The 14,097-nt window shown below is 41.1% G+C and carries 17 protein-coding genes; 2 read left to right on the top strand and 15 right to left on the bottom strand.

The genetic code is table 11. The annotated features are described in order from the left end of the window. Positions 1-4: 4 nt before the first annotated feature. The 14 genes from CHI10_RS01645 to CHI10_RS01575 form a co-directional block, all read right to left on the bottom strand. The gene (locus CHI10_RS01645) at positions 5-904 is read right to left on the bottom strand and encodes an NAD(P)-dependent oxidoreductase (protein ID WP_095242542.1); all 900 of its coding nucleotides are present in this window, start codon (positions 902-904) and stop codon (positions 5-7) included. Beyond that, positions 901-1,662, bottom strand: coding sequence for a hydroxypyruvate isomerase family protein (locus CHI10_RS01640; RefSeq protein ID WP_095242541.1), 762 nt, complete (start codon positions 1,660-1,662; stop codon positions 901-903). The genes CHI10_RS01645 and CHI10_RS01640 overlap by 4 nt, the downstream gene beginning before the upstream one ends. Before the next feature lie 472 nt (positions 1,663-2,134). Then, positions 2,135-2,476, bottom strand: coding sequence for a hypothetical protein (locus CHI10_RS01635; RefSeq protein WP_142301755.1), 342 nt, complete (start codon positions 2,474-2,476; stop codon positions 2,135-2,137). A 110-nt stretch (positions 2,477-2,586) separates the two neighbouring features. After that, a complete protein-coding gene (locus CHI10_RS01630; RefSeq protein WP_179288924.1) occupies positions 2,587-3,501 on the bottom strand; it encodes a VWA domain-containing protein in 915 nt (304 codons plus the stop codon). Between the two features lie 116 nt (positions 3,502-3,617). Beyond that, positions 3,618-4,091: a RidA family protein gene (locus CHI10_RS01625; protein WP_095242538.1), complete on the bottom strand. Its 474-nt coding sequence runs from the start codon at positions 4,089-4,091 to the stop codon at positions 3,618-3,620. 295 nt (positions 4,092-4,386) lie between these two features. Next, on the bottom strand, positions 4,387-4,737 hold the full coding sequence (locus CHI10_RS01615) for a 2Fe-2S iron-sulfur cluster-binding protein (RefSeq protein ID WP_095242536.1): 351 nt from the start codon (positions 4,735-4,737) through the stop codon (positions 4,387-4,389). Between the two features lie 95 nt (positions 4,738-4,832). Further along, on the bottom strand, positions 4,833-5,519 hold the full coding sequence (locus CHI10_RS01610; RefSeq protein WP_095242535.1) for a GntR family transcriptional regulator: 687 nt from the start codon (positions 5,517-5,519) through the stop codon (positions 4,833-4,835). A 15-nt stretch (positions 5,520-5,534) separates the two neighbouring features. After that, entirely contained in the window at positions 5,535-6,065 is a 531-nt protein-coding gene (locus tag CHI10_RS01605; RefSeq protein WP_095242534.1) for a chromate transporter, read from the bottom strand. After that, complete coding sequence (locus tag CHI10_RS01600; protein WP_095242533.1) at positions 6,062-6,658, bottom strand: chromate transporter; 597 nt, start codon at positions 6,656-6,658, stop codon at positions 6,062-6,064. The genes CHI10_RS01605 and CHI10_RS01600 overlap by 4 nt, the downstream gene beginning before the upstream one ends. Before the next feature lie 84 nt (positions 6,659-6,742). Beyond that, positions 6,743-7,222, bottom strand: a complete 480-nt coding sequence (locus tag CHI10_RS01595; protein ID WP_095242532.1) for a GlcG/HbpS family heme-binding protein — start codon at positions 7,220-7,222, stop codon at positions 6,743-6,745. A 19-nt stretch (positions 7,223-7,241) separates the two neighbouring features. Further along, positions 7,242-8,705, bottom strand: coding sequence for an aldehyde dehydrogenase family protein (locus CHI10_RS01590; RefSeq protein ID WP_095242531.1), 1,464 nt, complete (start codon positions 8,703-8,705; stop codon positions 7,242-7,244). Positions 8,706-8,827: 122 nt separating this feature from the next. Continuing rightward, a complete protein-coding gene (locus CHI10_RS01585) occupies positions 8,828-9,559 on the bottom strand; it encodes an iron-containing redox enzyme family protein (protein WP_095242530.1) in 732 nt (243 codons plus the stop codon). Positions 9,560-9,782: 223 nt separating this feature from the next. Further along, positions 9,783-10,553, bottom strand: coding sequence for a creatininase family protein (locus CHI10_RS01580; RefSeq protein ID WP_095242529.1), 771 nt, complete (start codon positions 10,551-10,553; stop codon positions 9,783-9,785). Positions 10,554-10,615: 62 nt separating this feature from the next. Beyond that, positions 10,616-10,948 (bottom strand): 2Fe-2S iron-sulfur cluster-binding protein, encoded by a 333-nt coding sequence (locus CHI10_RS01575; RefSeq protein WP_095242528.1) that lies wholly within the window; start codon positions 10,946-10,948, stop codon positions 10,616-10,618. A 291-nt stretch (positions 10,949-11,239) separates the two neighbouring features. Here CHI10_RS01575 and CHI10_RS01570 point away from each other — a divergent pair, with 291 nt between their 5' ends. Next, entirely contained in the window at positions 11,240-11,575 is a 336-nt protein-coding gene (locus tag CHI10_RS01570) for a hypothetical protein (RefSeq protein WP_095242527.1), read from the top strand. 388 nt (positions 11,576-11,963) lie between these two features. Continuing rightward, positions 11,964-13,328, top strand: a complete 1,365-nt coding sequence (locus CHI10_RS01565; protein ID WP_286136758.1) for a hypothetical protein — start codon at positions 11,964-11,966, stop codon at positions 13,326-13,328. 19 nt (positions 13,329-13,347) lie between these two features. Here the strand turns inward: CHI10_RS01565 and CHI10_RS01560 are convergent, their stop codons facing one another. After that, a complete protein-coding gene (locus CHI10_RS01560; protein WP_095242525.1) occupies positions 13,348-14,028 on the bottom strand; it encodes an NAD(P)-binding domain-containing protein in 681 nt (226 codons plus the stop codon). Between the last annotated feature and the right edge of the window lie 69 nt (positions 14,029-14,097).

The following is a 14,097-nucleotide window of genomic DNA, read 5'->3' as shown; positions in this document are numbered from 1 at the left end:
ATTTTTATTTGTTATTTCTACTCATAACCATAATTCCTCCCTCTTCCTCCAGTGGCTTTATGACTGCCGACATATCCTGCTCGCTTAGTCCTTTCTCTGCTGCTGTTTGGAATGCTTTTTCCGCCATCTGCCCTGTGAATTGATTAAGTCCTGCTTCCTGCATTAGCTGGTTGGCAAGCCGGACATCCTTGTGAACGTATTTCACTGCCCCACCTGGTGTGAAATGGCGGTCGAATACGTATTGTTCCATATGCCTGCGGAGGATTCGGCTGTCGCCATAGCTTGCCTTCAATACATTAAAAAGCTGTTCAGAGTCCAATCCATAAGCAGCTCCGGTGACCATTGCCTCTGATGCAGCCAGCGAGTGGACAGCAACAAGATACTGATTAATCAGCTTGGCAATGCTGCCTGACCCCGAAGGGCCCATATATTCTATAGTTTCACCGAGCACATCAAGTACCGGCTTAACTTTCTGAAAGGCCATTTCCCCGCCGCCAGCCATGATCGTTAAAGTGCCATTTTCGGCCCCTTCTGGTCCGCCGCTGACAGGACAGTCAAGATAACTGATTTCTTTTGCACCTGCTATCCCATAGATGGTTTTACTCGTATCTGCCCCTACAGAAGTAAGGTCAATGCATATCGTTCCTGGCTTGGCATTGTCAATGATTCCTTCTTTACTCATATAAACGGCCATAACATCTTGAGGCATCGAAAGACACGTGCATATAATTTCACATTGTTTGGAAAGCGCACTTACTGTTTCTTCATAAATCGCTCCATTTTCTATGAGTGGCTTTACTTTTTGGAATGTCCGGTTATGTACTGCCACTTGAAAACCATGGCCTAGCAGCCGCCGGGCCATTCTGGAGCCCATCACGCCTGTTCCAATAAACCCGATCTTCATGAGGTCACCTCTTTCAGCCAAGCAAGGCTGTCAGCGCTTTTGCCTTGCGGATTGTATTCAAGACCAATAATGCCTTTATAGTGTTTCTGCAAATATAGGAGGATCTCTTTATAGTTCATTTCTCCCGTCCCCGGCTCATGTCTGCCCGGATTGTCTGCAATCTGTACATGTGAAACCAGCTCAGCATATTTTTGAAAAAAAGAAAGAGCCTGGCCATGAATTCTTTCAATATGATAAAAGTCGAATTGCAGCTTCACATTCGGCAAGTCGACACTATTAATTATCTCTTCAGCCTGCCGGATATCATTTAAGAAATAGCCAGGCATGTCGAATGAATTGATTGGCTCAATTAATAAGTTAATTCCGTGCTTAGACATTGCATTGCCCGCAAAAGAGAGATTCTCAATAAAAACATTCTGATTATTACTCGAGTGTACCCCCGCCATGCAATGAATCTTCTTTACCCCAAGGCCTTTCGCATAACGGATCCCGATTTCAACTGATTTCCTGAATTCTTCTATGCGATTGGGGTCTGCAGCGAGTCCCCTGTCCCCTTCTTCCCAGTGACCGGGAGGCAGGTTACTTAAAACCATTGTTAAATCATTGAGCTTAAGCTCATTTCTTATTTCTTCTATTGTATATGCATATGGAAATTGACATTCTACAAGATCAAAACCAGCTTCACGGGCTTTTTTGAAACGGTCTAAAAAAGGAACTTCAGTAAAAACGGTTGATAGATTGACAGAAAAATTGTTCATGATAGCCTCCTTGAATAGGATTTTCATAAAGTGAAACTTTAATCAGTGGGGGTTTTCCTTATCCCCCACTGATTTTTAATCGCGTTCTAGTGTCGCTAAAATCTACGCTAGCGATCGATCAATCGACACAACGAACACGATTGGTTCAACTAAGCCTCTGAGTCTTGAAGTGGGGGTCTTACTGCCCGTTAGACTGCGATAAATAAAAATAGTCTTTCTATTAAATTGTTGTTTTTGGATATAAATTAAGCCAGTTAATTTCGCACGACACACTTGCTGCCTGGGGGATTTGCAGCTCCCTTAATAGGAACTTAAACAAGATGGGAATTTCAATATTCCCCATTTTTATTAAGACAAATTACATGAAAGATTCTGTTATACTTTAATTCGATAAAAGTGAAGAGAATCCTTTTTAGTCTTTTATATAGAAAAAGCCTGCTCCTAATACTTTTTGAGCAGACTTTTTATATAATTACTTATTAACATTTTCTAAAAATCGATCTGTTATTTCATCCCAATTATCAAGGAATGAGTTGCGATTTAGGCTATCGAGCTCTAAGAATAAATCACGCGCCTCCTGATCCACTGTCAAAAAATAATCCCGGTAATGATCATCATATCTTAAGAAAATATCTGTATCAATTTTTTCTTGATCATTCAAATAATTTACAGCTGATTGGAGATTTTTGTGTTCCCTGTTCATCTTTTCCTGCTCTGTCTTGTGCCAATCGTTCAACTGTGATTGTACAGTATTAAACAGATTATTAATGGCTGCATTGGTGTCTTCATGCCATTCAGACCAAACTTTAGCCATTTCCGCTGTCCTGTTAAATTCAGATTTTAGATCCTGCTCATTTTGAACGTTCACAAACTGGCCATTGGCGGCCTTTGCCATTTCCTTTAATTGATTAAGGCCCTCATTGTCTACCTGGTAGCCAATGATATTGACAACAGGCTTAAGGTTGGATCACCAAGGCTTTCCATAACTTTAACAGGATCTCCTCCGCATGTTTCAATCCCGTCGCTGACTATGTAGATTATGTTAGTATTATTCTCTCCATCCAATTCTTTTAAATTGTCCATCACCTGCTCGGCCGCTTTAGCCATAGGTGTCCACCCTGCAGGCTTAAACTGATTTAATGAGCTTGAAAATTCAACGGGGTTATAAGCTGAAAGCGGATAAACTTCTTCAACCTTCCTGCAGGACTTTTCTTTATCCTTTTCCTGCCCTGTGCCTACATGTCCATAAACACTAAGAGAGACATTAGCTTCTTGCGGCAAACTCTCAACAAATTGCTGAATGGCCTCTTTGGCTAAATCCATTCTTGTCCGCCCGTTCTCGATTGCACCCATACTGCCACTAGAATCCAGCAATATAGCCACATTATAATTTCCCTTAACCTGTGGACCTTGCGCCCCGGCACTTGGGTCAGCAAACTTCATTGCTTCCCATTGGTCAATTGGCAAATGAGGCAAATTTAGATTTTCTTTAAACAGCGCAAATATTTCCTGTTCCATTGCCTCTATTTCTTCCTCTGACGAATCCTTATTAATTTCAGAAAGCTCATTAAGCTTCTTTTTTGCCTCTTCTGAAAACTCTTCTCCTGCAAATTCTCCTGTCATGTCATATTCTGCAGATTCTTTAAAAGACTTGGGAATGGAAGGATAATTTTTTACAGTTTGCTGAGAATCTTCTCCCTCAGCCCCTTCCATATTTTCAGCTGATTTGTTTTGATCAGACTCCTTTTTATCGTCCTTATTCTCTTCAGCTGAACTGCATGCAATAAGAAATACTGCAGAAAGAATAATAGTTACGACTAGCAGTAATGCTCTTTTCATAGTACCCTCCTTCTTATCTTCAATATCTTCAATCATTTTACCATGACATGGAATCTATGAAATTATTTTTATAAAATAAAAAAACTGCTCTAATTTGAGCAGCCCTCTCAAGAAAATTATTCGAGTTCAACAATCATTTCTATCTCAACTGGGGCCCCGCCCGGCAGTGAAGCCAATCCCACTGCTTTACGTGCATGTCCATTTTCCTTGCCGAAAATATCATGCAGCAGTTCTGAAGATGCATTTATGACGATCGGATGATATTTAAAGTCACTTGTTGAGGCAACATATCCATCCATTTTGATGATTCTTTTCACTTTATTTAAATCTCCAATGATTCCTTTAAGGGCTGCCAGCAAATTCAGGGTACAAATTCGTGCCGCATCCTTTGCTTCTTCGATCGAAATGCCTGCCCCGACAATTCCGGTATACTTCTGGAGACCATTTACTCTGGGTGTTTGCCCGGATAAATAAACAATCTTTCCTGAGATAACGCCCGGTTCAAAAGGCATTCGGATATCAGTCAATTCAGGGAGCTGGATATTCAGCTCTTCCAGTCTTTCTTCAATTCCTTTTTTTACCCCTTCCATCACTATGCCTCCTGGGAAACACTTTGTTTTAATGAAGAATAAAGTTGTTTAGTGAATTTAAATGAGCGGTGAGTATAATACACTTTGGCGAAAGCATGATTTTCACAAAGTGAGCATTTAATTTCATAAGGAGCTTTTCGAATATGAGGAGTTTTTAATATTTGCATGGCTTCTTTTAAATGACTGCTGCAAACCCACATAATTTCACCTTCTTCTATATTATTTGAAATTTATTTTGCATTCTGTAACGTACAGAAGCTAAGTTCCTTCATTACAGAATGCAGTCTTCGGGATCTCATTTTCCTGTAGAGACGGCTTGCTTCAATTTATCCGGCTTTCTCTTTTTAACCTGATCTGTTACTTTATCATCCCAGGAAATGGAAATATCCCCGTTTGTTACAAACGTCTGGCATCCTAAACGGTAGCCTTTTTCCAGCCACTCTTCTCCCAGCTTTCTTCTTTCCTGGATTTTCACGTTATCCAGATATTCGGACCCTTCTTCCGTTTTAAAAACACATGTGCCGCAAATTCCCCCGCCGCAGCGATTTGGCAGATCACCGTCATAGCGGAGCGACATTCTTAATATATTAGAATCCTCAGGCACTTCCAGAGTTTTGTTGCTGTTGACAAAATGGATGTTTGGCATGAATGAATTCCTCCCTGTGATTTCGCTTCTTAGTTCTTGGTATACAATATACCACATTAACAATATTCAGACAATACTAAACTTTTAAATATTTCTTAGTTTTTAACAGTCCCTCTCTTTTTAATTCGGTTCACATAGGCCATGTATGCCCTTTTCGAATTCTCAATATGAATTCTCATCAGGTATTCCGCTATTTCGGCATCTTTGTCGCGAAGTGCTTTCATAATATCGATATGTTCCTTTAATGAGTCCTTTCTTCTCCCAGGTGTTTCATATCCCATATTGGCGGCCATGTGAATGAAATCGATCAAGCCTGATAGGATTTCATATAGCTTTGGGCTCTTGGATGCCTTATTAATCAGCCTGTTCATCTGAATATGTTCAGAATTGAAGTTTTCTTCATCCTTTTCACTTAGCTCAATTAGTTCCTTAATCTTGTGATCCAGTTCTTGTTGTGTACCTGTATCCATTCTTTGCGCTGCCAACTTTACAGCCAGCACCTCAAGAGAAGAAAGGATGGTAAAGACCTCCAATACTTCATCCTCTGAGATATTGGAGATGACAACCCCTTTTCTGGGAACTGTTTTCACGAAGCCCTGCGATTCCAGCCTGAATAACGCTTCACGGATCGGTGTTCGGCTGATGTTAAGTTTGGCTGCAAGTTCTCTTTCTACCAGTCTGTCTCCTGCCTGGTATTCTCCTTCTAAAATAAGTTTTTTCAGATACAAATACGCATGTTCGCGTATAGATATTAAGTTGGTTTCCTCCCATGTTTTTTCCATTGTTTCACCGCCTGTTTAAGATAAAAAGATCCCTCCATAAAATAAAGCTCCGAATATAACAAGAGAAGGATGAACCTTGAATTTGATTAAAGTTAAATAGCTGACAGCTGCAAGAAGCATAAGGTGAAGCATTCCGCTTTTTTCGAAGGCTGACATAAAGAACTGATAAGCCATGACAGCCAGAAGGACAGCAATGACCGGCTGTACAGATTTGGTCATTAATTTCACTTTAGGGGAATCTTTAAATAAATTCACAAACTTAAACAGCACAATCACTGCCAAAGCGGACGGCAGGATGGTTGCGGCTAATGCCACTGCCGCACCCAATACTCCGCCTAGTTCATAGCCAATAAAACCAGCCATTTTCGTTGCTATGGGACCCGGAAGCGCATTTGCTATGGCGAGAACATCACCAAATTCAGAGAGTGTCATCCAGCCATTGTTATTGACTACTTCAATTTGTATGAGGGGAATTGTTGCTGGCCCCCCGCCGTAACCCAATAAATTCGCTATAAAAAATGCCCAAAAGATATCCCAATAGATCATGAACTTTTCTCCCTTACTGGCATGTACTCTTCAGCTGCCTTTTTATTCGCCTGTTCTTTCCGGTGGGCAATATAAAAAGCAGTACTTAAGACGATTGCAATTAAAATACCGGGATGCCACTCCAAAAATTGCACAAAAATTAATGACACTGCGGCCAATATAAGGTTTTTAGGCAATCCTAAGCCCTGGCTGCCTTTCTGGTAAAAACGGTACGCCATTTCTGCCAGCATAAAACCGATGACAGGTGTCACTCCCTGCACCATTCCGCTGACAATCGGGGACTGGCGGAAGGAGTATAAAACCCCGAGTAATGCAATCATGGCTATAATGGATGGAAGAATATGCGTTAGTATGGCTACAGTGGCACCCCAGCTGCCTTTGACTTTATAGCCGATATAGGCAGCCATCTTCGTTGCAATCGGTCCGGGCAATGTATTGGCCAGCGCCAGAGTCTCTCCAAATTCCTCCTCCGTCATCCACTTATATTTCTTGACTGCTTCAAATTCGATCAGCGGTATTGTCGAAGGACCTCCTCCATACCCGGTCACACCGGTACGTGCAAATCCAACCGCCAATTCAAGATAAGGCTTCATGCGATCCTCCCCTTTTATAGGTGCTTTTGACTGAAGAAGGACCTCATTCCGCTATCTATTTATAACGAATGAGGTCCCTTTCTATTATTTTTTTATATCTGCTTCTGTTACAACTTCATAGCCGTCTTTTTCCAGGTAAAATTGAAGGGCTTTTAGTGCAGCAGTCCCTACAGCGGTATCCTGCTCGCCGTTTCCTCCGCTGATGCCGATTCCGCCTACAACTTCACCATTTACCACAATTGGGAACCCACCGACAAACACAGCAAATTTGCCATCAAGCATATGCTGGATGCCAAATGCTTCATTGCCAGGCAGGGCAGGCCCGTTCGGTTCTTTATTGAATAGGTGGGTGGAGCGTTTGTGGCCGGCGGCAGTGTATGCCTTAGCAATCGCAATTTCCGGGCCGGTGATTCTTGCTCCATTCATGCGTTCCAGGGCAATGACACTTCCGCCGTCATCGACAATCGCAATCGTTTCGAACACATTTATTTCTGCAGATTTTTCCTTTGCTGCTTCAATCATCAATTTTGCTTCTTCCAGTTCAAGTTTTAAAGCAGTTTTCATTTTTCATTCTCCTTTAGTTTTAGTACCCGATATAAACGGTTTTTACTTGAGTGAAAAATTCCAGGCCGACTCTTCCCGACTCCCGGAACGTTGCTGTGCTGGATTGCTTTAATCCGCCAAATGGGGCATTGATTAAGTTTCCGGTCGTAGTCCGGTTTACTTTTACCGTGCCCGCCTGAATATCTTTTGTAAACTGGCTGGCTGTTTTTAAGTTATTTGTCACGATGGAAGCAGATAATCCGTAGTCAACGTCATTCGCAACCGCAATGGCTTCTTCGTATGTATCTGCCTCGATCACGGCAATAACCGGTCCGAAAATCTCTTCCTTGGCAATACGGTGATTCGGTTTAACATTCGTAAAAATGGCCGGCTGAACAAAGTATCCTTTTTCATATTGGCCTTCAGTCAGCTGTTCACCGCCATATACAAGATCTGCACCGTCTTCTTTTCCAAACTCAATATACTTCAGAACATTGTTCAGCTGCTTTTCATTTGCCAGCGGACCAATTTTAACTCCATTTTCAAAACCGTTTCCTATTTTAAGAGCACTTGTTTTTTCAATCAATTTGTTTACAAATGCTTCCTTTACTTCCTTCATCACAATGACTCTGCTTGTTCCAGTGCAGGCTTGCCCTGTTAAAGAAAACCCGCCATTTACTGTTAATGTAGCCGCCAGTTCAAGGTCAGCATCTTCCATAACTAAAAGCGGATTTTTGCCGCCAAGCTCCATTTGAGTTCGGGTGGTGAAAGAGCTCTTGCTGTGGATATCCTCACCTGCAGCTGTCGAACCAGTGAATGTAACAGCTTTGACGGCAGGATGGGTGACTAATAAATCACCTACATCAGAAGCCTTCCCTGTAACAAAGTTTAAGACCCCTTTTGGAATACCTGCCTCGTGCAGTGCTTCTACAAGCCGGACAGCAATCAGAGGGGTATCTGATGAAGGTTTGAACACAACGGTGTTTCCTGTAATTAAGGCTGGAGCAATTTTCCTCGCAGCAATGGAGATTGGAAAGTTCCATGGCGTGATGACACTTACAACGCCGAGCGGTTCTCTTTCCGTTGAAACTCTCATATTGGGATCATCATTAGGGAAGGTTTCACCTGTGAAGCTTTGTCCCTCAACCGCATAATAACGAAGAGTCTGTGCGGAACGGAGCACTTCATTTTTTGCATCACTGACATGCTTCCCTTCTTCTCTTGTCAGTTCTTCTGCAAATTGGGCGGCATTTTCTTCAAGGTATGCTGCTGCTTTGTTTAAAATGGCTGCACGCTTGGATGGCGCTGCCTTTGCCCAGCCCGGGAATGCTTCCTTCGCGGCTTCAATCGCCAGCTTGACATCTGTTTCATTGGATGCCTGAAAAACGCCGACGACATCTTCAGTATTTGCCGGGTTAACACTATAAAACTTCTTTTGGCTCCCTGATTCCTGCCATTCACCATTAATATAATTATGGAAAGTTTCTACTTTTGTTGTAATCAAATGAAATCACCTTACTCTCTGTTTATTTCTCCCTTTACTGCGCCAAATTCTCTGGTTATAGAAAGGGCCGCCACATAGACCTCGTATGACAAGATTTAGTGTGACGGCCTGGATAATAGATATTATTTTGCTTCTACTAAAGAGCCAAGATCCTGTTCAAGATATTCTCTCCATAGGCCATCCATGTACATGCGGCGCATCTTCGCACCTGTGCGAACTACTTCCAGACAGCGCTGCTGCAGTTCTGGAGTGTCGGCATGATCTAAAACAATCTTATAGCCGCGTTCTCCATGGATTTCATCGGATACGATATGAAGATCGAAGAATTCAATTTCTTCATCAGTGAATCCGTATTGTGCACGAAGAGCAGGAGTCTGCTTTCGATAAATGTCCGGTACCTGTGATTCTAACCCAACAACAAGAGCGGCAGTAGCCACAACGAAGTTTTCACGGGCCGCAACTGCATAACACCAGCTTTGCAGGCCTAATGTTGTAGCTGCCATGTTTTCTGGATTGATTACGCGTTCACGAGTCGTTCCACATGCTTCTGCAAAACGAATCAGCAGGTCTGTATGGCGGTCAGCCGCAATTTCTTCTTCATACATATTTTGAAGTGTGAAATCTTTTGCTGCTTCAAACTTCGGATCGGTTGGAGTGTTGTGGTAGATATACGCTAAGTAGTCTGCAAAAGGCCCTACATAGTGGTAATGGTTTTCAGCCCATCTTGCAAAATGCTTTCTTTCCAGTTTTCCTTCAGCCCAAGCTACAGTGAATGGAGCTTTCTGACTGTGGTTTCCTTTAATGGCTTCCTCTAGTTCTTTGCGAAATTCATCTTTAGATAATAATTCTGGCATGTGTAAACTCCTCCTCGAAATTTATGTAGCCTATCGGCATTTGATATTTTGTATACCAAACTCACTTTAAAAAATAATAGGCTGCTAATATACGGCCTATTAATCTTGTTTTTTTGGTCTTTGGTATACCTTAATGAAATCATAACCTATTCTTTTTCAAATGTAAACACAATTTTTAGAATTTTTTAAAGATTATTTTTTCTCGGTTGCTAGTTTGATAGATTTAATAAGAAAGCTCTTTTTTCAGATCAAGCAGTTCGGAAAGCTCCTGAGTAAGATTATCCAGGGCTTCTTCTACAATTTGTTCTCCTATTTCCCTGCTCCCTCTGCGTCCATCACCTATACAGCCGTTGCCAGTCATTTCTTCGTAAAAATAAAATCCCTGGACTGCCTTCCCCGGACGCAACTTTTCCCATCTGCCGCCCTTCTTGATTTCTCCTTTTTCCAAAAGTTCCTCTCTTACCAGTTCCGGAGCCAGATACAGAGCTTCAGATACTTCCCTTTCGCAGCTGTGCCCAAATAGAGGGGATTTAACATATTTCCCGATAGATTCCCTGGCAGAGGCTGTGGTCTTTGCATAGTAGACTTCTACTTCTAATTCCTTTGTGATAGTCATTGCTGCGAGATTCAGTGTAGATTGGTTTCCGCCATGGGAATTCAAAAATAGAAACTTCTTGATGCCATGCTGTTTCAGCGAAGAGACCATATCTTTCAGAACAGCAATCAAAGTAGACGGCTGAAGGCTGATTGTACCGGGAAAATGAATATGGTGTTCAGAAACACCCATGTTAACAGTTGGCGTGATAATCGCATAGGGAAACATTCTTTGCCCCAGTTTAGTCGCCATTCTTTCTGCAAGCACGGCATCGCAGCTTTCCTCCATATGAGGGCCGTGCTGCTCATGTGCTCCAACAGGAATAATAGCAAATTCTGCAGTTTCTAAGGATTTCTCAACTTCCTTCCACGTCATCTTGGTAAGATCATAACATTTCATTTTCTTTATACCCCGCTTGTTTTCGGTATTTTGTATACCTTGAATTGGCAAAAATAAAAATACTATTTTGTAATAGCTGCTGTTGTTTTCTTGGGAGGTTTTACAGAGATATTTTCCTGGGATATTTCTATATCGCTTTGAATAGTCATCTGGCAGGTTAACCGGTACCCTTCTTTCACTTTATCGCCAAGCATTTTTTCTTCCTTCCAATTTGGCGGTCCGAGATCATCTCCCGCGTCTAATACGATACAAGTGCATTTTGTGCACCTTCCCATCCCACACCCATATTTTAATTCCGGAAACTGGCGAATCCCTGCCAAAACAACCAAATTGGCATTATCCTTAACCTGCTTCTCCACTATCTTTCCATCCACATGTAGCGTAACCTTCGGCATACTATTACCCCTTTCAGTTTATTCTAAAAATTTAGATACTTTTTCAAAGTATACAATTTTTCTTGAAGATTAGCAAATTTGTTTTTTTTAGTTGGAAAGGATCGTATGTATGGTGTTTTTAACCGAATAATTAAAAAATTTAGAATATATCATTGTATCTTTTGAAATTTTAGTATAAAATACATTTAAAGTTTGTGGTATACAATATTCCAAAAGAAAGGGAGGTATGCTGCCTAATTACATATTTATTATTTATATTTGAAAATCTAAAATAAAAAAGGAGTGTTTTAATTGGGTAAATACATTGTATTAACAAATAAAGATACTTTCCAGACTATTCTTGAAAACGAAGGTTTAAAGGTGGTTGAGACGTATCATTTCTATTTTTTCGAAAATCTGAAGGCTAAATACACTATTGCAGAAGTTTTGGATGAGAATATGAAAATACAACTATATGAAGAATATGAAGGAAAAGAGTATGTAAATCATATCGGTGTAAAATTCTTTGAACGTTTTGAAACGCTGGAAGCAGCGAGAGAGGAATTGGATGAAATTGTAAAGGCATCCGGCAACAGTGAAGACTCCATTCATTCGAAGCTGGTTAAATCTGATGAAGTAGCAATATAAGAAATTTTTTTAAACCCGGAGGAAGCCGATCTTCTTCCGGGTTTGCTGTTCACACATATAAAAGAAAAAAACCGCCAAAGCATGGCGGCAAAATTAGAATTTTAATGTTCTCCTTAAACGGGCTAATTTTCTTTCAGTTTTCTCAATTGCATATTTGGATCCAAATAGAAAATGGAACATCGGGGCAGCCTCCTTTTTTTCTTTTACCTGTTATCATTATTATATGATGGATTTTTTAAATTTACAATAAAATTGTATACCAAATACCAAAATAAATGAACATTTGTGACTGATTTTTGAACAAATAGATAAAAAACGAGGATTTGGTATACAATTTAAGTTTGAATTCAATTAAATGAGGGTGTCTGATATGCTAAGAGTTTTATTTATGGCAGTGATCACATTATATTTGCTGTCCACCTTGCTTCCGCAGTGGAATATTGATTCTCTCCTTTCTATCTTGTGTTTTATCATCGTCGTTTTGACATTCCGGCTGACAAAGAAATTTGTTCAGATTCTCGGGGGAGTTTTCCTGACTTTTGGTGCAGTCCTGCTCTGGACAAGCAACTCAGAGTGGCAGCAGTATATTTTTGCTTTTGGACCAATGCTTGATTTGCTTACCATGTTTACTTTAATACCCATTTTGGGGATTCCTGTTAAACTGGGACGATACGGGGAAGGTATCCAGGCTATCATTCAAAAACGTGTAAAAACATCTGGTCATTTGTATATGATGACTTCTGGAATCTCTTACTTTTTCAGTATTTTCATGAATCTTGCCACCCTGCCCATGACCTATTATTCCATCAGGCCGGCTTTGGGGAGCTTCCCGGTAAGGAATAAGGAGCGGTTCATGAGCAGGGCCATATCCAGAGGGTTTGCGATGCCTTTAATTTGGGCACCTGTAACTCCTATTGTGGGAATTGTGATAACGATGACGGGGGTCAGTTGGGGGTCCATCCTCCCTTATGTCATTCCGCTAAGCATATTTGGATTAGCAATGGATTGGTTTATTGGATCCCGTCAGTCTCAGCCAATGAAACTCCCGCACTCTTCAGAAGAATCTGTTCATGAAACAGCTGCAGCCCTGGAAGTGACCAATGACGACCGCCCGGGCAGGGTTTTTCAAATCCTGGTGGCAATCGCTATTTTTAATGTCCTCGTATCCCTTGCAGAGACACAAGTTTCGTTGCCATTCTTAATTCTTGTTTCACTAATCGTCATTCCATTTGCTTTCAGCTGGTCCCTTTTGTTACGTAAAGGAAAAGAATTTGGCCATCAGCTGTCAGATCATTTCAATTCCTTCGCTATGAGTATGAAAGATCAATTTTTTATCTTTTTATCAACAGGCTTTTTTATCTCAGCGATTAATATTTCGAAGGCAAATGAACTTCTTTTTGACTGGATTGCAGCTTTTATAAGTGTAGCCGGAGTCGAGATTTTCCTGATTCTCCTGCCTTTGATTCCTTTAGGGCTGGCCTTTCTGGGCCTCCATCCAGCCGTTTCCCTGGCATTGATGATTGAAGGAGTAAACCCGGATGCCATCGGAATTTCTCCTCATATCCTGACAGTCGCCATGCTGTCCGGGGCGGTTTCCGCCTTCTTAGTAGGTCCATATAATGCAACTCTTGGTCTCATGTCTAACATTATCAAAGTCGATTCCTACAAAGTCTCCAGCTGGAATCTTCCTTTTGCGGCAGTATATGTTGCCTGCGTAATGTTCTATTTGTTTTTGCTGGAAAGATTGCTCTAATAGGAAAAGCTGCTGAAAATTAATCAGCAGCTTTTTTATTAGATTCCTGTATTTCCTTCACAATCTCTTTTGCAAAATGCCCCAAAGTGCCTTCGCTGTAAGACCGGATGACTTCTGGTGCCAGAGAAGTCAGCGCCCTTTTAACATAGGCTGGGTGATACCCTTTTCCTGTTAAATCATTCTCAATTTCAACAGCCGTTTTGACAGCATAATAGGTTGCCAGTTTATTTATTTCTGCTACTCTCTCTTCACTGTCTTTTATGATTTCCCCTACTGGTCTGAATAGGTCCTGGACAGGAGCGGGGAGATGGTCCTCAGTAATAAATAATCCCTTTCCATTCTCCATTAAGTCTCTTGAATGCCCCATGTATTTCAACCCAAACACTTTACAGGAAGGGAACCTTTCTTTAATTTCTTTCGTTAGAAGCGCGGTCGCCATATTAATGAAGGTAATCGAAGAATTCTCTGGAATTATGCTATCCATAAAAGAAATCACTTTTCCAGCCGGCAATGCGAGCAGAATAATATCTAAATGTCTCAACTCGTTAACAGTCACAGGATTTGCGTTAGGATACCTTTCAGCAAATTGTTCTGCCTTTGACCTGTCGGGATGAAAAATACCTATTGAAAAGTTTGATTGATGCCAGTGAGTCATCATCGCCGCACCTAACTTACCTATACCTGCTAAGCCAATTTTCAAAATAATATCACTCCTGTCTTTATAAAAGGCTCTTTTCGTATAAATTATTATTTTTCACCTATTAATGTA

This window comes from Bacillus sp. 7894-2 (assembly GCF_002272225.1).
GTDB lineage: Bacteria > Bacillota > Bacilli > Bacillales > Cytobacillaceae > Cytobacillus.
This window is presented reverse-complemented; position numbering and strand designations above follow the sequence as displayed.